The organism is Brevibacterium sp. CCUG 69071 (assembly GCF_021023135.1).
GTDB lineage: Bacteria > Actinomycetota > Actinomycetes > Actinomycetales > Brevibacteriaceae > Brevibacterium.
In genome coordinates this window covers 248,229-267,819 of record NZ_PGFV01000001.1, presented here as the reverse complement: position 1 = coordinate 267,819, position 19,591 = coordinate 248,229, and the positions used below count along the sequence as shown (strand labels likewise).

The window sequence follows — 19,591 nt, the reverse complement described above, 5'->3', positions numbered from 1 at the left end:
GTGGAAACCGCGCTCTACAGGTGTCGGTGAAGCTTCCGCGAGGCCTCGGTCAGGGATCCGCTCACGGAGGGATAGACGACGAAGGACGCGGAGAGCTGGTCGACGGTGAGACGGTTCTCCACGGCCATGGTGATCGGCAGGATCAGCTCACTGGCACGGGGACCGACGACGACTCCCCCGAGGATCGAACCCGAGCCTCGGCGGGCGAAGAGCTTGACGAACCCGTCCTTGATGCCTAGCATCTTGGCCCGCGGGTTCGTGTCCAGGGGCAGCATCACCGTGTCGATGTCGGTCGGATTCTCCCGGTAGTTCTGCTGAGTGAAGCCGACCGTGGCGATCTCCGGGGCAGTGAAGACGTTCGAGGCCACATGGCGCAGCTTGAGCGGCTGCACGGCGTCGCCGAGGGCGTGGAACATCGCGATCCGTCCCTGCATCGCGGCGACCGAGGCCAAGGGCAGCACCCCGGTGCAGTCACCGGCGGCATAGACACCGGAGCGGGAGGTGCGGGAGACGCCGTCGACGACGATGTGCCCGGCCTCGTTGACCTTGACGCCGGCCGATTTGAGACCGAGGTCCTCCGTATTCGGAATCGAACCGACCGCCATGAGGCAGTGCGACCCTTCGACCCGACGGCCATCGGCCAGGGTCACCTCCACTCCGTTCTCGGTGCGGGTGACCGAGTCGGCGCGGGAGCGGGAGAGGACATTCATCCCCTTGTTGCGGAAGACGAACTCGAGCACGTCCGCGGCGTCCTCATCCTGTCCCGGCAGGACCTTCTCTCGCGAGGACACGAGGGTGACCTCGGTGCCGAGGGCCCGGTAGGCGGAGGCGAACTCGGCGCCGGTGACACCGGAGCCGACGACGATGAGGTGTTCGGGAAGCTGGTCGAGGTGGTAGAGCTGAGTCCAGGAGAGGATCCTCTCCCCGTCCGGCTTCGCCGAAGGCAGCTCGCGCGGGTGTGCGCCGACGGACAGGAGGATCGTCGAGGCCTCCAGCGTGTATTCGGTCCCACCGGTCTCGACGACCTTGACGTGATCACGGTCGACCAGAGTTCCCGTTCCCTGGATCACCTTGACCCCGGAGCGGACGAGGCCTTCGTAGATGTCGTTGGCCTGGGCATCGGCCAGTGAGAGGATGCGCTCGTTCACGGCCTTGAGGTCGGCCGTGATATTGTCGGCGACATCGTCTTCGTGGTCGGTGATGCGGATGCCCAGACCGCCCGACCGGTTGATCTCATCCATCATCTCGGCTGTGGCGATGAGCGACTTCGACGGCACCACATCCGTCACGACCGCGGATCCGCCGCAGCGGTAGCGCTCGATGAGCATGACGTCGGCGCCCAGCTGTGCCGCGACCAAGGCGGCTTCGTAGCCGCCGGGGCCGCCTCCGATGATGACGACTCGATCTGCAGTGGATTCAAATTCAGTGTTCACAAAGTGATTCTCTCAAATCCAGCGGGGCAGAGCGAATGAGCCGAACGCTGCGCTCAGGAGTTCTCCACCGAGTTCTCCACGATCTCGGCGGTGTCCCGATGCAGCGCCGAGAGCTGCAGGTACGACTGCGCGTTCTGACGCACCTTCTCGACCCCTTCCTCCGTCATCTCCCGGCGGACCTTCGCCGGAACTCCTGCGACCAGCGACCGCGGTGGGACCTCGGTGCCTTCGAGGACGATTGCGCCCGCGGCGACGAGGGATTCAGTTCCGATGTGAGCATCGTTGAGCACGGTGGAGTGCATCCCGATGAGGACATCGTCATCGACGCTCGCACCATGGACGAGTGCCTGGTGACCGATTGAGACGCGAGCTCCGATGACCACGGGTTTGCCGGCATCGGTGTGCATGACGGTGTTGTCCTGCACGTTGGAGTCCTCACCGATGGTGATCGGTGCGGCCTCGGCGCGCAGCACGCAGCCGTAAAAGACGCTGGCGCCCTTCTTCACATGGACATCGCCGACGAGTGTGGCTCCGGCGGCGATGAAGGCACCCGGGTCGATCTGCGGGGTGTGCCCATTCACGGAGATGATGCGGGCGTGATTCAGGCTGTCGTTCGTCATGAGTCCTCCATTGGTTCACGAGATCTTTCCTCTCGGCTGTCAGTCTAGAGCCCGGCAGTCTTCGGCAGGACTCAGAGTCGCATGGTGGACGAATTTGCGTCACGCGCCCCATACCAGGACAATAGGGAAAATATTTGTCAGAAATTTCACACTGCCGGACCCTTGTGTGCCCAAATGGGTTATGTGAACCTTGACTGAGAGAGTTGCGCGCCTGGAATTCCGGCGCGGTCAACCGCGTTCACTGAATTCGTCGAAAGGTCACCATGGATTGGCGACACCGTGCAGCATGCCTCAATGAGGATCCGGAACTGTTCTTCCCGATCGGAAACACCGGACCGGCTCTGCTCCAGATTGAGGAAGCGAAGACCGTATGTCGCCGCTGTGAAGTAGCCGAGACCTGCCTCCAGTGGGCACTCGAGTCCGGTCAGGATGCCGGAGTCTGGGGCGGTCTGAGCGAAGATGAGCGCCGCGCACTCAAGCGCCGTGCCGCTCGCGCCCGTCGCGCCGGCTGACAACACCGTCACGGCACAGAGCCGACAGCGAAGCACCACCAGTTGAGTCCCGTGGTCGGGAGATGAGCATTCGTCTCCCGACCACGGGACTCAAGTCTGTCCGGTCCTCTTCAGCTTCTCCGGCTCAGTCGTAGGAATCGGGACGCAGCGGCACGTCGAGGATCGCCACGGTGCCTCCGCCCTCACGTGCCTGCCACTCGATCGAGCCTGCCAGATCGGCAGAGACCAGGGTCCTCACGATCTGCGTGCCCAGACCGTTGCCGGGACTCTGCGTATCGCCCAAGCCGACGCCGTCATCGGCGATCGTCACCCGCAGGTGGTCGCCGTCGCGTTCGGGAGTCACCCACACGTGTCCGTTGAGCGTCTCCCCCGGGGCCAGGCCCTCCTGCTGTTCGACCGGGAAGCCGTGCTCGATGGCGTTGGTGATCAGCTCTGTGATCGCCAGCGCCAGAGAGGTCGCATCGGCCGAGGAGATCGCCCCGAAGCTGCCGTTGCGCTGCAGGCTCACCTGCACGAGAGGGCTCGTCAGCTCGGGAGTCAGGCGCAGGCCTTTGTCGACAACCTCATCGAAGTCGACCTCCGATTCCACTCCCTGGCTGAGCACATCGTGGACGACGGCGATGATCGAGACCCGTCGCATCGCCTCCGTCAGCGCGCTCTTGGCCTCGGGGCTGTCGATGCGCCGCGTCTGCAGGCGCAGCAGAGCCGAGACGGTCTGCAGGTTGTTCTTCACCCGGTGGTGCATCTCCTTGATCATCGCATCCCGGGAGAGCAGCTCACGTTTGCGGCGTCGGATCTCGGAGACGTCCCTGGCCAGGACGATGGCGCCGACACGCGAACCCGCATCGGTGAGCGGAATCGCGCGCAGGGACACGCTCGTGCGTCCGACCTCGAGCTCGGTCCGCCACGGGGCACGCCCGGTGAGCACGAGCGGAAGGGTTTCGTCGACCTGTCTGAGCTCGGTGCTCAGACTCGAGACCACCTCGGCGAGGTAGGAGCTCTCGATCTCTCCCGCATGCCCCAAGCGATGCATCAGTGACACGGCGTTCGGCGAGGCATAGTCGACCCGGGAATCGTGATCGAGGATGAAGATCCCGTCGCCGACGCGGGGCTCGCCGTGGCGGGCCCCGCTGGGGGCGTCGCGGTCCGGGAAGGTTCCCTGCACGACCATCCGCAGCAGCGCCATAGCCGAGTGCCGGTAATTCCGCTCCAACCGTGAGGATCCGCGGCGACGCACCTCCTCGGAGTACCGGACCATGATCGCGATCGCATCGCCGTGGCGAACCACCGGGACCGCCTCGGCGGAGATCTCCGTGTCATCGGTGCCCGCATTCACCCCCAGGGACTTCGCTTCGGCCACCTGACCGACGAGATCCTTGACTCTCACCGCGCGGTCGACCAGGTCCCGTTCGAAGCCGGTTGCCCGAGCTCCGAGCAGATCCCGGTTGAACAGCGTCGCACCGGTGGTCGGTCTAGCATGCGCGACGACCGTGTAGCCTCCCGAGGAGGAGGGAACCCACAGCACCACATCGGCGAAGGACAGGTCCGCGATGAGCTGCCAGTCACCGACGAGCAGGTGGAGGTATTCGACGTCGGTCTCGTCGGTGATGCCTTCGGCGGCCAGAAGTTCGTTGAGCACTGTGCACACTTCCTCAGAGGTGAAATCAGCAGACCCGAGGCAAGCTCAGGTCTGCTGATGTGGTGATGATCAGACGCTATCACCGATCACGGCGGGTCGGACATCACACGCCGTGCTCGCTCTCCCAGGCCGAAGACCTCACAACTCCGCGCATCATGCGCAGCAGCACCGACAGCGGAGCCTGGGTCACCGTCTCGAGACCGAGGATCGTCTCCGTGGTCTCGAGAACCCGCCCGGCCGCCGTCTCATTGCGTTCGAGCCATTCGCGCATGCGCTGGCCGGCCCGCTCGTCCGGAGTCCCGGAGATCGGCGAATCGGTGGCCGAGAGGACAGAGCCTGCGACCGAGAGGATCGACGAGTAGAAGTCGTCACGCAGGGAACCGCGGGCCAATGCCGACCACCGGTCGCTGCGGTCGAGGGCGCCGATGAGCTCGAGCACCTGCGAACCGGAGAACTGCTCGTTGACCGCGTAGTAGACCTCGGCGACGTCCTCGGCGGACTCGTTGGCACGGGCCGCCAGCTGAGCGATGTCGAGGAGCACGAACTCATCGAGCAGGGCCGCGGCCCGCCAGGCGAGTTCGCTGGGCACACCCTCGGCGATGTAACCCTCTGCCTTCTCCCGCATGCTCTGAGCATCGAAGCCGTCGACGAGATCGGGCACCCGCGACCGGAGCGCCTCGACGACCTTCCCGTACATCTCGATTCCGGAGTCGACGTCGAGGGTGTCCGGAGCCTGCTGCACCAACCACCGGGACGAACGATCGAGCAGGCGCACATAGTCGTGCTGAAGCCTGACCTGCACCTGGGTGGGCACCACGTTGTCGAGGGCGCACACCGCATCGAAGTAGTCGTCGAGACCGAAGATCTCGGAGACCACGACGAAGACGCGGGCGATCTGCGCCACCGAGGCCGGCGTCTCCTCGAGCATCCGGTAGACGTAGGTGAGTCCGCCCCGATCGATAATCCGGTTGACGAGCTTCGCCGTGGCGATCTCCCTGTGCAGAGGGTGTTCGGGGATGAGCTGGCCGTACTTCTCCTGCAGGGCGTCGGGGAAGTAGGACACCAGCTCCCGCTTCATCCACTCCTCATCGGGCACGACGCTGGCAAGGATCTCGTCAGCAGCATGCATCTTGGCATAGGCCAGGAGGACCGCCAGCTCCGGAGACACATAGGCGCTGAACTCGCGCTTGGTCAGTTCGAACGCGTCGGGCAGGAACTCGACCTTCCGGTCGAGGTCGGCGTTCCTCTCAAGGTAGGTGAGCATCCGCGAGTAGGTTCCCGACATCGACTCGGTCTGCTCGCGAGCTTCGCCGAGGACGACGTTCTGGGCGTAGTTGTTGCTCAGCACTCTGTCCGCGACGTCATCGGTGAACGAGAGCAGCACACTCTCCCGATCCTCGGCGGCGAAGGCCCCCTGGTTGAGCAGGGTGCGCAGCAGCAGCTTGATGTTGACCTCGTGGTCAGAGCTGTCCACGCCGGCCGAGTTGTCGACGGCATCGGTGTTGATCGCGACGCCGCCGAGCGCGGCCTCGACTCGGCCGAGCTGTGTCACGCCGAGGTTGCCGCCCTCACCGATGACTCGGCAGCGGACATCGTTGCCGTCGACGCGGATGGCGTCGTTGGCCTTGTCTCCGACATCCGCGTGGCTCTCAGCCGAGGACTTGATGTAGGTGCCGATTCCGCCGTTGTAGAGGAGGTCGACCGGTGCATTGAGGATCTCGGTCATGAGATCAGCAGGGCTGCGGCGACCCGGCTCGACGCCCAGGGCCGCGGCGGCCTCGGGGCTCAGCTCGATCGACTTCGATGAACGCGGGAAGACTCCGCCGCCCGCGGAGATGAGTTCCCGGTCGTAGTCCTGCCAGCTCGAGCGCGGCAGGTCGAAGAGCCGTTTGCGTTCGATGAAGCTGCGGGCGGCGTCCGGGCTCGGATCGATGAAGATGTCGCGGTGGTCGAAGGCCGCGACGAGGCGGATGTGCTCGCTGCGCAGCATTCCGTTGCCGAAGACGTCACCGCTCATATCGCCGATGCCCACGACCGTGAAGTCATCGGCGGCGGTGTTGACGCCGAGCTCGCGGAAGTGTCGTTCGACCGACTTCCACGCTCCGCGCGAAGTGATCGCCATCTTCTTGTGGTCGTAGCCGACGGACCCGCCCGAGGCGAAGGCATCGCCCAGCCAGAAGCCGCGACGTTCGGCGATCGCGTTGGCGATGTCGGAGAACCTGGCGGTTCCCTTGTCGGCGGCCACGACGAGGTAGTAGTCATCGCCGTCGTGGCGGACGACGCGTTCGGGATGGATAACCTCCTGCGCGCCGTCAGTGCCGTAGACGAGGTTGTCGGAGACTTCGAGCAGACTCTCGATGAACACCTCGTAGGCGGCCTGGCCGGCGGCCATCCACGCGTCGCGGTCGCTCATCGGGGGCAGCTGCTTGGGGAAGAACCCGCCCTTCGCACCGGTCGGAACGATGAGGGCGTTCTTGACCATCTGGGCCTTGACGAGTCCGAGGACCTCGGTGCGGAAGTCATCGCGACGATCCGACCATCGCAGGCCGCCGCGGGCGACCGTGCCGAAGCGCAGGTGCACGCCTTCGACCTGCGGGGAGTACACCCACATCTCGAGAGCCGGCTTCGGCTTCGGAACGAAGCTGAGTTCGGTGGGACGGATCTTGAGCACGAGGGCCGTGGGCAGCTCGCCCGAGGGATCGATGAAGTAGTTCGTCCGCAGGGTGGCCCGCAGCAGTTCGAGAGACGAGCGGAGCACACGATCGGCGTCGAGGCTCGCGACATCGCCGAGCGCGGTCTCGATGGACTCGTTGATCTCCGACATCGCGGTCTCGCGTCGGGATTCTTCGACCTCCGGGTCGAATTTCGCGATGAAGTAGTCGACGAGCAGTCGGGAGATCTCCGGATTGTCGCTGTAGACCTCCCCGACATAGGCGTCGGAGTAGGTGAATCCGGCCTGCCGGAGATACTTCCCGAGCGCTCGGATGATCGTCACATGCTGCCAGTCCAGACCGCTGACTACGAGCCGGTCGAAGACTCCGGCTTCCTTCTTGCCCTGCCAGCCGGCCATGAACGCGTCGGAGATGCGCTGCTGGGCGGCATCGTCGAGCTCCGTATCGAAGCTGAGTCCGAAGTCGTAGAGGAACCGGTGGCTGCCGTCGGCGAGGTCGAGCTCATGTGGCCGCTCGTCGAGGACGGTGGCTCCGAAGGCGGTGAGGAAGGGCAGCACTGCGGAGAGGCCGACCCGTTCCTGCCGGTAGAGCGACAGACGCACCGGGGCGTCCTCCGGGTCATCCGGGCAGTAGAGACGAACCGCAGCTCCGACCTCGGGATCGAGCGCTTCGAATCTGGCCACATCGGCGACCGCGTCGCTGGGCCGATGGTGTTCGCCGTAGCTGGGAGGGAAGGCCTTCGACCACAGGTCGGCGCGGGCCAGCGAGTGACCGCTGTCGCCGCGTTCCGTCGGGGCCAGGAAGGCGTGGACGTCTTCGGACCAGGACCGGACTGCGGACACGATGCGCTTCTGCACCGCTTCGGGGTCGATCTGCGGCAGCTCGCAGTCGCGGGCGATCCGGGCCACGAAGTGGACGCGGGCCAGCGCGGATTCGGTCAGCAGAACGTCGAAGTCAACACTTTCGGCGTTGTAGAACTCCCGCAGCACGTCCTGGACCCGGACACGCGCATCGGTGTTGTACAGATCGCGGGGCAGGTAGAGGATCACCGAGGCGAAGCGCTGGTAGGGGTCGGTGCGGACGAAGACGCGGGACTCGCGCCTCTCCTGCATGTCCACGATCTGCATGACGACATCGAAGATCTCCGAGGTCTCGTCGTGGAGCAGGTCATCGCGCGGGTAGGTCTCGAGGATGCCGAGGAGCTCATTGGCCGAATGGGATCCGGTGGGGAATCCGCTGGCCGAGAGGATCTTACGCACCTTGCGGTTGATCACCGGGATGTTGAGGACGCTGTCGTTGTAGAACTCGGGCTTGAACACACCGACGAAGCGGCGTTCACCGACGATCTCACCGGAGGCGTCGAAGGTCTTCACGCCGATGTAGTCCATGAAGGACCGGCGGATCACCCGCGACCGTGAGTTCGCCTTCGTCAGCACGAGCACATGCGGTTCCAGTGCCTTCTCCGCCACGGCCCGACTCAGCGGAGACTTCGCCAGCGGGCGCAGGGCGGAGATGCCGAGCGACGTGTGCTCGATGGGTTCGAGACTGCTGTTCTCGGCATCGTGGGTGTAATCGTATTCGCGGTACCCGAGGAAGGTGAAGTGTCCGTCGAGCCAGTCGAGCAGCTCGGCCGCGGCCTCGGCCTCGGAGGCGAGTTCGGGCCGGGGAGGGCGACTGCCGAGCTCCTGCGCGATCTCCTTGGCCCGCAGGGCCATGGCCGCGGAGTCGTCGGCGGCGGCGGCGACATAGTCGAGGACGCCGCGCAGGCGCTCCTCGAGCGCTGCGAAGTCCTCTTCGGGGATCCGGTCGATCTCCAGGCGGATCCAGGACTGCTGCTGCGGCAGTCCGGCGGCGGGCGCCTCGGCGGGTTCGTCGACGAGGGGGATGCTCGCGGTGTCGGCCGAGAGCGCGGGGGCTTCGGAGGGTGAGAGCACGGAGAGATTCGATCCCGCGCCCTCGACGGCGATGATGGGGTGGTGGACGAGGCGGATCGCCCGGCCGGCGGAGGCGAGGTCGCTGACGATCGAGGACACGAGGTGCGGCATATCGGCGAGCACCATCGCGATCACGGTGTGATTGTCGAGGAACTCCGGAGAGTCGATGGAGGGGTTGTAGATGGTCAGCACCGGAGAACTGCCGTCGTATTCGGTGCCTAGGGCGTAATGTGAGGCTGCCGCCGCGGCCAGTGCCTCGGCACCGGCATCTGCGCTTCCGGGCTCAAACCTCGGATAGTACGCGTCGATGAAATTCTCCGGGGCACCCTGTCCCCTCAGCTTCCTCCACTCTTCTGCAATCTCCGAATTTGAGACCTGAGACACCATGTCACCTCTATGATCATCGAGTTATCCACTTGCGTCTCCGCTTCGAGACGCCACCCCCAACACTATGCCCAAATATCGAGAAAGGCACGCCGATCACCCTGCCGTCATGAGCAGTACATCTGCTGGCAGACTGGACCCATGCGCACTCTGACACTCAATCATAAATATGCGACCGAGCTGTCGTCATTTCTGTCCCGACTCGCCGATGTCACGACCTGGCAGCGTCTCGGTTCCCAGGCCAGCGCCGAACGCATCGACCCCGACACCGAGATGACGGTCCGCACGCCGATGCCGGCGACGGAACTGCCCTCGGCTCTGGCCTCGCGGCTGCCCGATCAGGCCGAGCTCGTCGAGGTCTACATGATCCCCGGAGACGTCCTCGGCGACAGCGCCGAGGTGCGCATGAGCGCCCACGCCGCAGGAGTGCCGGTCGAGATCGATGCCCTGATCACGCTCCGAGAGCAGGACTCCACGACGAGCCTGTCGGTTCATGCGGAGGTCAGCTCGTCGATTCCGATGTTCGGTTCGATGATCGAACAGGCCGTGGTTCCGATTCTCGAGAAGCGACTCAAAGACCGCCTCGTCAAGCTCGAATCGTCCTGAGCGGAGCGATGCCTGAGCGTCTCAAGCGGCCGGGCGTCTCGGTGCCTGCAGTCGCCGAGGCTCTCGACACGCGGGCAACTCTCTGACCGTCCGTCTGAGACTGCGGACTCAGCCGCGTTCGCGCAGCAGCTCGGGCAGCTCCGTCGCGTCGTACCAGAGCAGGTCGGATTCGCCGAGGAGGTCCTCCGCCTCCGCGCTCCCTGTTTCCCGGGCGAGTCGCGCCGCCTCATTCCAGACTTCAGCCTCGTCGAGGTGAATGCTGGCGATCCGGGTCATCTCGACGGCGGAGAGGGTGAGCAGCTCGAAACCGGCGCTCAGCTCCCGGCCGGCCCCGGCCTCGGGTGCGTCGTAGGCGACGACCGCCCGGGGAGAGAATTCGGCGCCCGAATCGGCCCGGTCCGCGTCTCCTGACTCGAAGGACATGCTCGCGGCAAGGGCCGCCGCGATGCACATGGCGTCGAATTCCAGGGCTTCGAGTTCGTCGCCGCTCAGCGCTCTCCCCTGTGCGTCCGGAGTCACGGCGGTCACCGTTCCCAGCCCGGAGCCGAGTGCGGACAGAGTGGTCGGGATATAGCAGCGGATGCTCATGATTCCATCCTAGGACAGGCCCGACCGTGCGTCAGCCCAGCCTCGAACGCGAGTCAGCCCGGTCCTGACCGTGCGTCAGCCCAGCCTCGACCGGCGACGCCCCGGACCCGACCGCGCCCGTTTCCTGCCCGGCAGCAGCTGCCCGACCGCCTCGGCGATCTCCTGGCTGAGCACCGATTTCGGATTCTCCTCATGGAGTGTGTGCCCGGCGAGCATCGCAGCATCCGCGGTGGCGCGGTCATCACTGAACAGGAAGTCCGGTTCCACCTTGACGAACCGGTGCAGGACCTCCCGGATCCGCGCCTCGGCGGGGTGCCCGACGGCCCCGGACCGGACCTTCGTGATGCCGATCCTCGTCTTCTCCCGCATCGCCTCGGCGCGTTCGGTGCCGAGCAGCTTGACCAGGCGCTGCAGACCGATGGGATTGCCCGCCGCCAGGACTACGACGACATCGGCCGCGTCGAGAGCGGCGCGGGTCGCGCAGTGCCGATCGTAGAAGGGATCGGCGAGATCGTCATCGGGATCCACCCGATCGGAGACGTCGACGACGACGAGGTCGAACATCTTCACCAGCCGAGCCAGCACCGCGGCGAGCACCGATCCCCTGATCTCGGGCCACCGCTCGGGCCTGGTCAGACCCGTGATCGCATGGAAGTCCTCACGGATCGCGGCGTGCGGAAGGGAACTCAGATCCAAGACCGGGGACTTCTCCGCCTCGAGTCGGCACAGGCTGGCGAGATGAGCGGATTCCTCGGTGAGCCCGAGCGTCGTCGCGACCATGGCCGAGACCGTATCCGCATCGACGACGACGCTGCGATGTCCCTGCCGAGCCCCATGATCGCCGAGGTTGACCGCCGTCAGCGTCCTGCCCGGGGCCGAGCCGGTCCCCCACACCGTGACGATCGTGCCCACTCCTTCCCGCGCCCCGGGAGGGACACTCGGCCGCGGTGGGACGACAGTGGAGTCACGGACATCGTCGATCGCCTGCGCAATCGTGGCGGCATCGGCCGTCGAACTCACGCTCGCAGACATCCCGAGTGCGGTCAGGTTCGCGGCGTCGCCGCCGAAGCCGAGCACCTTGACGCCCGCGGCACTCACCGCGGCGATCACCTCGGCGTCAAGGCCCGGGAAGTACTCGCCGACGATCGCGACGTCGGCATCCCCTGTGCGGCACAGCGCAAGGAGTTCGACATCATCGGCCGGACGGGCGACGATCGAGACGTCGTCGATCTCGCTGAGCAGCTCGAAGAGGATGAGGTCGAATTCGAAGTCGACGGCCAAGAGTACCTGGGTCATCGTCCGTCATCCTCGGCAGCGCTCGTCGACGGTGCCCCGACGACCGAGAGGACGCTGCGCCCGTCGAGGGCGCCGAGCACATCCGAGAGCTCATCGGCGGCGACGAAGACTTCGATCCTGGCGCCGTCGCCGACACCGAAGCTGCCGACTTCTCGGGTGATGTTCGACACCGGCGCAGAAGTCACGATCTGTTCGGGGTCGACCTCCGAGTCGTCGAGTCCGTTCGACTCCGGCTGCGCCCAGACGTCGACGAGGCTGCCCGCATCGACGATCGTCGGCACGGAGCCGGAGACGTCGATGGCGACTACGCGCCCTTCGAGGTCCGACAGCGGAGTCACGGCCGAAGCCGGCAGCAGCTCGCCCTCGGCGACCACGGTGCGCACGCTCGAGCCGGCCGGCAGTTCGGAATCCGCCGCGAGGTATTTGTCGCCGATATCGGCGAGATTCACCTCTGCCACCGTCAGGTCGGCGGCGCTGAGCACCTGTCCGGGGACGAGCGCCTGAGCACTCGCCCACACGCGGGTGGTGGAATTCGCGGCGTTGATCAGCAGGTAGGTCGCCAACACGGCGACCACCACGAGCACCGCTCCGACCAGCAGTCGGACGTCAGTCCACTTCGGGCGGCGAATTCGTTTCGAGAGCTCCATTGCGTCTCCAACCGGGAAAATTGCCTCTGTCAGGAACAGTTTCTTAGGTGTAGTATTGAACATCAAACGAGGTCAAAGCAACGGTTCTGGCAAAATCAGCCAACAATCAGCCAGTCGTCCGCACGAGAAAGGGCCCTCATGGTCGTAGAAAACCGCTTCCTGCCGCTCACCGACGTGGCCGATCTGCTCAACGTCTCGATCGCTCAGGCTCGCGCCCTGGTCCGCACCGGCGACCTCCGCGCGATCAAGGTCGGCGGCCGCGGCCAATGGCGGGTCGAGAAGACCGAGATCGAGGCGTACATCCAGCGGATGTACGAACGCACCGAACACGAGATAAAGACCGGGTCGATCGACGACTGACTCCGTCTCCCCCGGCTCGGCTGCCCACGGCCCGGGTCGGCGGTGGATCAGGCGAACGGATTGACACGAGCCTGCACCATCACGATCGCTGAGAACGGAATGACCCTGCCGGCGATCTCGACATAGTCCGCAGCGACCATCGTGCTGCGCCCGCGAATCACACTTGACCGGCCCCCGATGGCCACTGTGATCTCCTCGTATGCCGCGGCCAGTCTGCGCAGGGCCGAACCGAGACCCAGCCGCTCGAGCGGGTCCGGCTCGAATCGATGATGCCGGGCATGCGTCCGTACCTCGCTGAGGTGCTCGATGGCGACGATCGATGTCTCCGCGGCGGTGATCACGAGGATGCCGGCGCCGAGGAATGCCGCAGTGCCGGTGACCTCTCGAGAGTCCGCACGGACCCGGACCGAAATGCCGAGAGAGCCCCGGAGGCGCTCGAGCATCGTCCTCTCGGCCGCATGGGCAACGAACTCATCGCCGAACTCACCCCGTCGCAGATGCGCCTGCCGTGCAGCCTCCGAGGCCTCGATATCCGAGAGCAGCGCATCGATGCGATCATCCATAGGGAGAAGCCTGCCCCAGATGTAGTCGACAATCAAGAGCAGCACCACCTCGAACTCGAATTACAGCACTGTAGTTAGATTCACTCTATTGACATCAAATGACATCTAACAGCACTATGTAGATACGTTTTAGACAAAGGACGTCTACTATGCATCTCTTGATCGCCTGTGCTGGTTCCTGGCTGGCCCTGCTCGGCGCATTCGCCGCCGCCTTGATCGGTCTGCCCGCACCACGCTCGGCCACCGACACGGTCGTCATCGTCGTCATCGGCGCCGCCGCGCTGGTCTTCAGCCGCCTCGGCCTCGGGGCAGTGCTTGCTCTGGCGGTGCGGCTGCTGCCCGCCGGCCGCCTGCGCTCGGTCGTGATCACCGCCATGCTCCGGATCATGCCCATCATGCTGCGCTCGACCGCACTTGCCGCCGCCTCGGCGACCTTGGCCATCCAGTCCGCCCACGGCGCCCCGGTGCACGAATCCCCACCGCACACCGACCTCAGCGTCACCGCACCGGTTGCGGTCGACGACTCGGCCACCGACACGGACACAGCAGTCGGCGCCCCCGCCGCCGACCCGGACACAGCAGCTGACGACTCGGCCACTGACACGGACGTGGTCGGCGACACGGGCGCGGACACTGGCGATGCGCTCAGCGACGCGGGCGCGGACACTGGCGCGCCGGTCCCCGATCCGGGATGGCCGACGAGGCCCAGCGATGACTCGCCACCGCGCGATCCAGGGTGGCCCACCGACGCCCCGGCAGCGGGTGACTCCCCGGTGGCGACCCCGCCCTCCGAAGACTCTCCGAGAACTCCCCCGGACGGCGACGATGATGCAGACGAGTCCTCTGACTCCGACACCCGGGCCCCGGAGGTCCACGTCGTAAGCGACGGCGAGAGCCTGTGGTCGATCGCCCAAGATCGCGCCGCACCGAATGAGGACACCGACGAGCTCGTCGCAGAGATCTATGCCGACAACCGGGACAGGATCGGGCCGAACCCGAATCTCATCATGCCCGGACAGAGATTGGAGATTGCACCGTGATCGCCCCGTTGACTTTGACCCGGCCTCAGGCCGCCGCCACCGACGTCGAGAAGGAACACCGGCCCCACGGCCATCCGGCACGCGAACAGATCCGCTCTCGCGTCAGCGGCATGCCGCCGGAGGACTCCGCCGATCGAGAGAGGATCGCAGCCACAGCGACCTCTCTGGCCGTGGCCTGCCTCGAGATCTTTTCCGGAATCAGACGCAGCGATTCGATCGCGCGGTGGGTGGACCGGGAGCTGCTGGAGAAGATCGACCATCGAGCGCAGCTGCGGGCGGAGCTGGCACCAAGCCGACCTGTGCGAGACCTCGGCACCATGCGCACCCTGCAGGCGGGAAATGCCCGAGTCTGCCGCGTCAACGATGTCGTCGCCGAGGTGACGGTGATCGTGCGGACGCAGAACCGCTTCCGGGCGGTGGCAGTTCGCTTGGAACTGCTCACCACCCGGTGGACGATGACGGCGCTGCAGACGATGTGAGTCTGCAGACGATATGAGTCGAGTCTGCGGACTCAGACTCCCGGTCGGTCGATGCTCAGCGCTTGGCCTTCTTCTTCGCCCGGCGCTGTGCACGGTTGGCAGGCTGCTCCTCCGACTCGTCCTCGTCCTCGGACTCGGCGATCGAAGATGACCCGTCCTCCGATGGGGCCGAGAGCTGCATCTTCGGCGTCGTGTGTCGCAGCTCCGCCGCGTCGACCTCGACCTCGGAGTCATCGTCCGCAGCGTCGTCGGCGGACCGACTCACGGTCACCTGCAGGGTATCGGTGAGGCGGACCACGTCCTCCTTGATTCCGTCCTGCATGGTAGTGAACATCTCGAAGCCTTCGCGCTGGTACTCCACCAGCGGATCGCGCTGAGCCATCGCGCGCAGGCCGATTCCGTTCTTCAGATAGTCCATCTCGTAGAGATGCTCGCGCCAGCGCTTGTCGATGACGGAGAGGACGACCCGGCGCTCGAGCTCACGGGTGGCTTCGGTGCCGAGCTCCTCCTCACGCTGCGCGTAGAAGACGGCGATATCGGACTGGATCTCCTGATTGAGGCGGTTCTTCGTCAGGTTGCCCAACCCGCCGACCTCCTCGGCGAGGTCCTCCGAGGTGATCGAGGGTTCATAGATCTTGCCGAGGGCTTCGAAGAGCTCGTCGACCTTCCAGTCCTCGACGGGCCCCGTGGTCGCCTCGGCGACATAGGCGTCGATGACCTCCTCACGGAACTTCGACACCTGCTCCTCGAGGTCCGCACCGTCGAGGACACGACGACGCTCGTCGTAGATGACGGTGCGCTGACGGTTGAGGACGTCATCGTATTTGAGGACGTTCTTGCGCTGTTCGGCATTGCGCTGTTCGATCTGCGACTGGGCCGAGAGGATGGCGCGGGTGACCATCTTCGATTCGAGCGGAACGTCATCGGGAACATTGGCCGTGGCCATGATCCGCTCCGCGGCACCGGACCCGAACAGGCGCATCAGATCATCGGTCAGTGAGAGGTAGAACCGGGACTCGCCGGGGTCACCCTGACGTCCGGAACGTCCGCGCAGCTGGTTGTCGATGCGTCGCGATTCGTGACGCTCGGTGCCCAGGACGTAGAGACCGCCGAGTTCGACGACCTCCTTGGCCTCCTCCTTGACCTTCTTCTCCGCGGCCTTGAGGACGTCCTGCCATTCGGCTTCGTACTGCTCCTCGTCCTCGACGGGATCGAGTCCGCGATTCTCCATTTCGGTCACGGCGATGAATTCGGCGTTGCCGCCGAGCATGATGTCCGTACCGCGTCCGGCCATATTCGTGGCCACGGTGACCGCGGACTTGCGGCCGGCGAGGGCGATGATCGAGGCCTCACGCGCGTGGTTCTTGGCATTGAGGACCTCGTGGCGGACGCCGCGCTTGCTCAGATGCTTCGACAGGTACTCGCTCTTCTCCACGCTGGTGGTGCCGACGAGGACCGGCTGTCCGGTTTCGTGGCGCTCGGCGATGTCATCGACGACGGCATCGAACTTCGCGACTTCGTTCTTGTACACGAAGTCCGACTGGTCGACACGCTGCATCGGCTTGTTCGTCGGGATCGGGACGACACCGAGCTTATAGGTCGACATGAACTCCGCAGCTTCGGTCTCGGCGGTGCCGGTCATGCCCGAGAGCTTGTCGTAGAGGCGGAAGAAGTTCTGCAGGGTGATCGTCGCCAGGGTCTGGTTCTCGGCCTGGACCTTGACGCCTTCCTTGGCCTCGATGGCCTGGTGGAGTCCCTCGTTGTAGCGACGTCCCTTGAGCACACGACCGGTGTGTTCGTCGACGATGAGGACCTCGCCGTCGAGGACGACGTAGTCCTTGTCCTTCTTGAACAGCTCCTTGGCCCGAATGGCGTTGTTGAGGAAGCTGATCAGCGGGGTGTTCTCCGCATCGTAGAGGTTGCCGATGCCGAGGTAGTCCTCGACGCGTTCGATGCCGGGCTCGAGCACGCCGACGGTGCGCTTCTTCTCATCGACCTCGTAGTCGCGGTCGGTCTTCAACCGCTTGACGACCTTTGCGAACTCGTCGTACCAGCGGTTGGCATCGCCTTCGGCCGGGCCGGAGATGATGAGCGGGGTGCGGGCCTCGTCGATGAGGATCGAGTCGACCTCGTCTACGATGGCGAATGCGTGGCCGCGCTGCACGAGCTCTTCGGCCGACCAGGCCATGTTGTCGCGCAGATAGTCGAAGCCGAATTCGTTGTTCGTTCCGTAGGTGACATCGGCGGCGTACTGCTTGCGGCGATTGTCCGAGGACATGTTCGCCTGGATGCAGCCGGTCTCCATGCCGAGGAACCGGAACACGCGTCCCATGAGCTCCGACTGATACGTGGCGAGGTAGTCGTTGACCGTGATGATGTGCACGGGGTCACCGGTCAGGGCGTTGAGATAAGCCGGTGCCGTGGCGACGAGGGTCTTGCCCTCACCGGTCTTCATCTCAGCGATATTGCCTAGGTGAAGAGCTGCTCCGCCCATCAGCTGGACGTCGAAGTGACGCATGCCCAGGGTGCGGCTCGAGGCCTCACGGACCGCGGCGAACGCCTCGGGAAGCAGGGAATCGAGCGTCTCCCCGTCCTGATAGCGCTTCTTGAAGCGGTCGGTTTCCTCACGCAGCTCGGCATCGGACATCTCGCCGAACTCGTCGGACAGCGCGTTGATGGCCTCCGTGTAACGACGCAGCTTCTTCAGAGTTCTGCCTTCACCCGTGCGCAGAATCTTCTCGAGGAAATTAGCCACTTTTCTCCTATTCGGCATGAATGCCAGACAACAACTCGAACGACTCTATAGTCCCTAGTTTAATGGCAGGTGAGTACCGCCGAAGTCCACGGCGCCCAAACCGAGCCACCCGGCCATCTCCCGCAGTTCGGCCAGCAGCTCCTGAGGGTGCTCCTCCCCCGGTTCCCATGTCACCTTGTGTGCCCGCAGGATGTTCTCCTTGGTGTCCCGGTGGAGATCGACCCGCCCGACCAGGCGATCGCCGAGGAGGAAGGGGGTGACATAGTAGCCGTGCACCCGTTTCGCGGCCGGGGTGTAGATCTCGATCCGATAGTGGAAGTCGAAGAGCCACTCGATCCGCGGCCGGTAGAAGACCAGCGGGTCGAAGGGCGCAAGCAGGGCCCTGGCCTCGACGCGACGCGGTGTGCGGGCAGCATGCCACTTCAGCGCCGCCTGCCCCTCGACGTCGACCTCGCTGAGCTCGCCGGTCTCAAGCAGCGTCGCGATCGCCGCGTCGGTGGGTGCCCGCTGCTGGCGGAAGTAGTCGGCCAGACAGTCGGGTCGACCGATGCCCAGTGCCCGGGCCGCAATGCGGGTGAGTTCGAGGACGTTGTCGGTCTGCCCCGACACTCCCCGTGGTCGCTCGGCCTCCGGATCGAGGCCGAGCTCGGGGCGATCGCCCGGACCGTAGGCCAGAGTCCGCTGGGGCAGGGTCGCGCTGACATCCTGCGGCAGGGCGTAGATCCGTTCGAAGTGCTCATTGCGTCCGGACGCGCTGACGACGCCGCCGGCGAACAGGGCCTCGAGAGCCATCTTGACCTGGCTCGGATTCCAGCCCCAATGGCCTCGGTGGCGTTCGGGGATCTCATGGTCGACGAGTTCGGACACCGCCCGCGCCGTCATCGGGCCTGCCGCGAGCGCCTCCAGCACTTCGTTCTGCAGGGCACGGAACTCCGCGCCGGTCTCGGCGTGGCGCTGTCCGTAGTCATTGCGCCACCATTCGGCCTGCATCCGCCCGAAGTGACCCCAGGTCTCCGGTGGGACGAACGCAGCCGCATGGGCCCAGTATTCTACGCCCATCCTCGGGTGGCGGTAGAAGAGCCGGTCGAGGGTCTCCCGCGGGTAGGGGCCCAGTCGCGAGTAGAAGGGCAGGTAGTGCGAACGCACCACCCGGGAGACCGAGTCGATCTGGGTCAGCCCCATGCGGGCGAACGTGGATTTCAGATGCCGTGCCGTCACCTGTGCCGGTCGCGGTCTGTCCAGCCCCGTCGCAGCGATCGCCGTCCTGCGCGCCGCCGACAGTGTCATCTTCTGCATGCTCCCACACTAGATCACCCCACTGACTCTGCCCTTTCGGCCGACCCGGATCAGCCGTTCGGCCGAAGTGACAGGGGCGGAGAAGCGGAAGGATCGTCAGTGGCAATGACCGAACCGGCAAAGGAATCCAAGGACACACCATGAAGAAGGTACTCATCGCTCTCACCTCGATCGTCTGCATCATCGGCGCCGTGGTCGGCGGCCTGGCCATCTGGGAGCACCGGTCGAAGATCTCACTCGAAGCCGAGGTGGAGGACTACCTCGACGACGTCGGAATCGACGCCACCGGAATCGATGTCCACGGTCGCCCCTACATCATCTTCGCGCTCCAGGACTCCGTCGACCTCACCTATGTCGATCTCGCGCTCCAGGACGGGACGAACAAGGACCAGCTCCTCCTCCACCGACTCAGCAACGGCAGACCCGAACGGCTCACTCGGTTCGTCACCTTCGACCACCCCTCGGGTGAGGTCGACCCGATCGAGCGAGCCGACGGCTCGTTCACCGACTCCGCGATGGTCGACGGTTCGAAGGTCACCTTTACGGCGAAGGTCACCGACGACCGCCTCGAACTCTTCGCCGACGGCGCCGAGGCGGGCACGATCGATGTCGGTCCGGGAGTGACGGCCGAGGGGGCGGCCGTGACGGACACCAGCGTGGTCGTCGAGCTCGGCTATGACTCCCCCGATTTCGGCGATGAAAGCCGGACCGAAAGCCGGACCGAGAAGTCCTGAGCCCGTCGACAGCGGAGCGACGCACCTCCCCGT

The 19,591-nt window shown here is 65.3% G+C and carries 16 protein-coding genes; 6 read left to right on the top strand and 10 right to left on the bottom strand.

What is annotated here, in order from left to right:
- Window positions 1-14: 14 nt before the first annotated feature.
- Window positions 15-1,433, bottom strand: a complete 1,419-nt coding sequence (locus CV023_RS01165) for an NAD(P)H-quinone dehydrogenase (protein ID WP_230743639.1) — start codon at window positions 1,431-1,433, stop codon at window positions 15-17.
- A 53-nt stretch (window positions 1,434-1,486) separates the two neighbouring features.
- Window positions 1,487-2,053, bottom strand: a complete 567-nt coding sequence (locus tag CV023_RS01160; protein ID WP_230743638.1) for a gamma carbonic anhydrase family protein — start codon at window positions 2,051-2,053, stop codon at window positions 1,487-1,489.
- 263 nt (window positions 2,054-2,316) lie between these two features.
- Between CV023_RS01160 and CV023_RS01155 the strand changes: the two genes are divergently transcribed.
- The gene (locus tag CV023_RS01155; protein ID WP_009374875.1) at window positions 2,317-2,565 is read left to right on the top strand and encodes a WhiB family transcriptional regulator; all 249 of its coding nucleotides are present in this window, start codon (window positions 2,317-2,319) and stop codon (window positions 2,563-2,565) included.
- 124 nt (window positions 2,566-2,689) lie between these two features.
- Here the strand turns inward: CV023_RS01155 and CV023_RS01150 are convergent, their stop codons facing one another.
- Together CV023_RS01150 and CV023_RS01145 are read right to left on the bottom strand one after the other, a co-directional pair.
- Window positions 2,690-4,204, bottom strand: a complete 1,515-nt coding sequence (locus CV023_RS01150; RefSeq protein ID WP_230743637.1) for a sensor histidine kinase — start codon at window positions 4,202-4,204, stop codon at window positions 2,690-2,692.
- 103 nt (window positions 4,205-4,307) lie between these two features.
- The gene (locus tag CV023_RS01145) at window positions 4,308-9,197 is read right to left on the bottom strand and encodes an NAD-glutamate dehydrogenase (RefSeq protein WP_230743636.1); all 4,890 of its coding nucleotides are present in this window, start codon (window positions 9,195-9,197) and stop codon (window positions 4,308-4,310) included.
- Window positions 9,198-9,335: 138 nt separating this feature from the next.
- Here CV023_RS01145 and CV023_RS01140 point away from each other — a divergent pair, with 138 nt between their 5' ends.
- A complete protein-coding gene (locus CV023_RS01140; RefSeq protein ID WP_230743635.1) occupies window positions 9,336-9,800 on the top strand; it encodes a DUF2505 domain-containing protein in 465 nt (154 codons plus the stop codon).
- 108 nt (window positions 9,801-9,908) lie between these two features.
- On the opposite strand, the gene CV023_RS01135 is transcribed toward CV023_RS01140, so the two are convergent.
- The 3 genes from CV023_RS01135 to CV023_RS01125 all read right to left on the bottom strand — a co-directional run bounded on the left by CV023_RS01135 (window position 9,909) and on the right by CV023_RS01125 (window position 12,331).
- Window positions 9,909-10,388: a DUF6912 family protein gene (locus CV023_RS01135; protein WP_230743634.1), complete on the bottom strand. Its 480-nt coding sequence runs from the start codon at window positions 10,386-10,388 to the stop codon at window positions 9,909-9,911.
- Window positions 10,389-10,463: 75 nt separating this feature from the next.
- The gene (locus tag CV023_RS01130; RefSeq protein WP_230743633.1) at window positions 10,464-11,684 is read right to left on the bottom strand and encodes a DNA-binding response regulator; all 1,221 of its coding nucleotides are present in this window, start codon (window positions 11,682-11,684) and stop codon (window positions 10,464-10,466) included.
- Window positions 11,681-12,331: an SAF domain-containing protein gene (locus CV023_RS01125; RefSeq protein ID WP_230743632.1), complete on the bottom strand. Its 651-nt coding sequence runs from the start codon at window positions 12,329-12,331 to the stop codon at window positions 11,681-11,683. The genes CV023_RS01130 and CV023_RS01125 overlap by 4 nt, the downstream gene beginning before the upstream one ends.
- 138 nt (window positions 12,332-12,469) lie before the next feature.
- Between CV023_RS01125 and CV023_RS01120 the strand changes: the two genes are divergently transcribed.
- Entirely contained in the window at window positions 12,470-12,691 is a 222-nt protein-coding gene (locus CV023_RS01120) for a helix-turn-helix domain-containing protein (RefSeq protein ID WP_230743631.1), read from the top strand.
- A gap of 47 nt (window positions 12,692-12,738) precedes the next feature.
- Here the strand turns inward: CV023_RS01120 and CV023_RS01115 are convergent, their stop codons facing one another.
- On the bottom strand, window positions 12,739-13,254 hold the full coding sequence (locus tag CV023_RS01115) for a hypothetical protein (protein ID WP_230743630.1): 516 nt from the start codon (window positions 13,252-13,254) through the stop codon (window positions 12,739-12,741).
- Between the two features lie 149 nt (window positions 13,255-13,403).
- On the opposite strand from CV023_RS01115, the gene CV023_RS01110 reads away from it, so the two are divergent.
- Together CV023_RS01110 and CV023_RS01105 are read left to right on the top strand one after the other, a co-directional pair.
- The gene (locus tag CV023_RS01110) at window positions 13,404-14,294 is read left to right on the top strand and encodes a LysM peptidoglycan-binding domain-containing protein (RefSeq protein ID WP_230743629.1); all 891 of its coding nucleotides are present in this window, start codon (window positions 13,404-13,406) and stop codon (window positions 14,292-14,294) included.
- On the top strand, window positions 14,291-14,773 hold the full coding sequence (locus CV023_RS01105) for an Rv3235 family protein (protein WP_230743628.1): 483 nt from the start codon (window positions 14,291-14,293) through the stop codon (window positions 14,771-14,773). Before CV023_RS01110 ends, CV023_RS01105 begins: the two co-directional genes overlap by 4 nt.
- A 55-nt stretch (window positions 14,774-14,828) precedes the next feature.
- On the opposite strand, the gene secA is transcribed toward CV023_RS01105, so the two are convergent.
- Both secA and CV023_RS01095 read right to left on the bottom strand, forming a co-directional pair.
- Window positions 14,829-17,528: a preprotein translocase subunit SecA gene (gene secA / locus CV023_RS01100; RefSeq protein WP_230743627.1), complete on the bottom strand. Its 2,700-nt coding sequence runs from the start codon at window positions 17,526-17,528 to the stop codon at window positions 14,829-14,831.
- A 54-nt stretch (window positions 17,529-17,582) separates the two neighbouring features.
- Window positions 17,583-18,824 carry a winged helix-turn-helix domain-containing protein gene (locus CV023_RS01095; protein WP_230743626.1) on the bottom strand — a complete coding sequence of 414 codons (1,242 nt, stop codon included), beginning with the start codon at window positions 18,822-18,824 and terminating at the stop codon, window positions 17,583-17,585.
- Between the two features lie 140 nt (window positions 18,825-18,964).
- On the opposite strand from CV023_RS01095, the gene CV023_RS01090 reads away from it, so the two are divergent.
- Window positions 18,965-19,558 carry a hypothetical protein gene (locus CV023_RS01090; RefSeq protein WP_230743625.1) on the top strand — a complete coding sequence of 198 codons (594 nt, stop codon included), beginning with the start codon at window positions 18,965-18,967 and terminating at the stop codon, window positions 19,556-19,558.
- The last annotated feature ends 33 nt before the right edge of the window (window positions 19,559-19,591 follow it).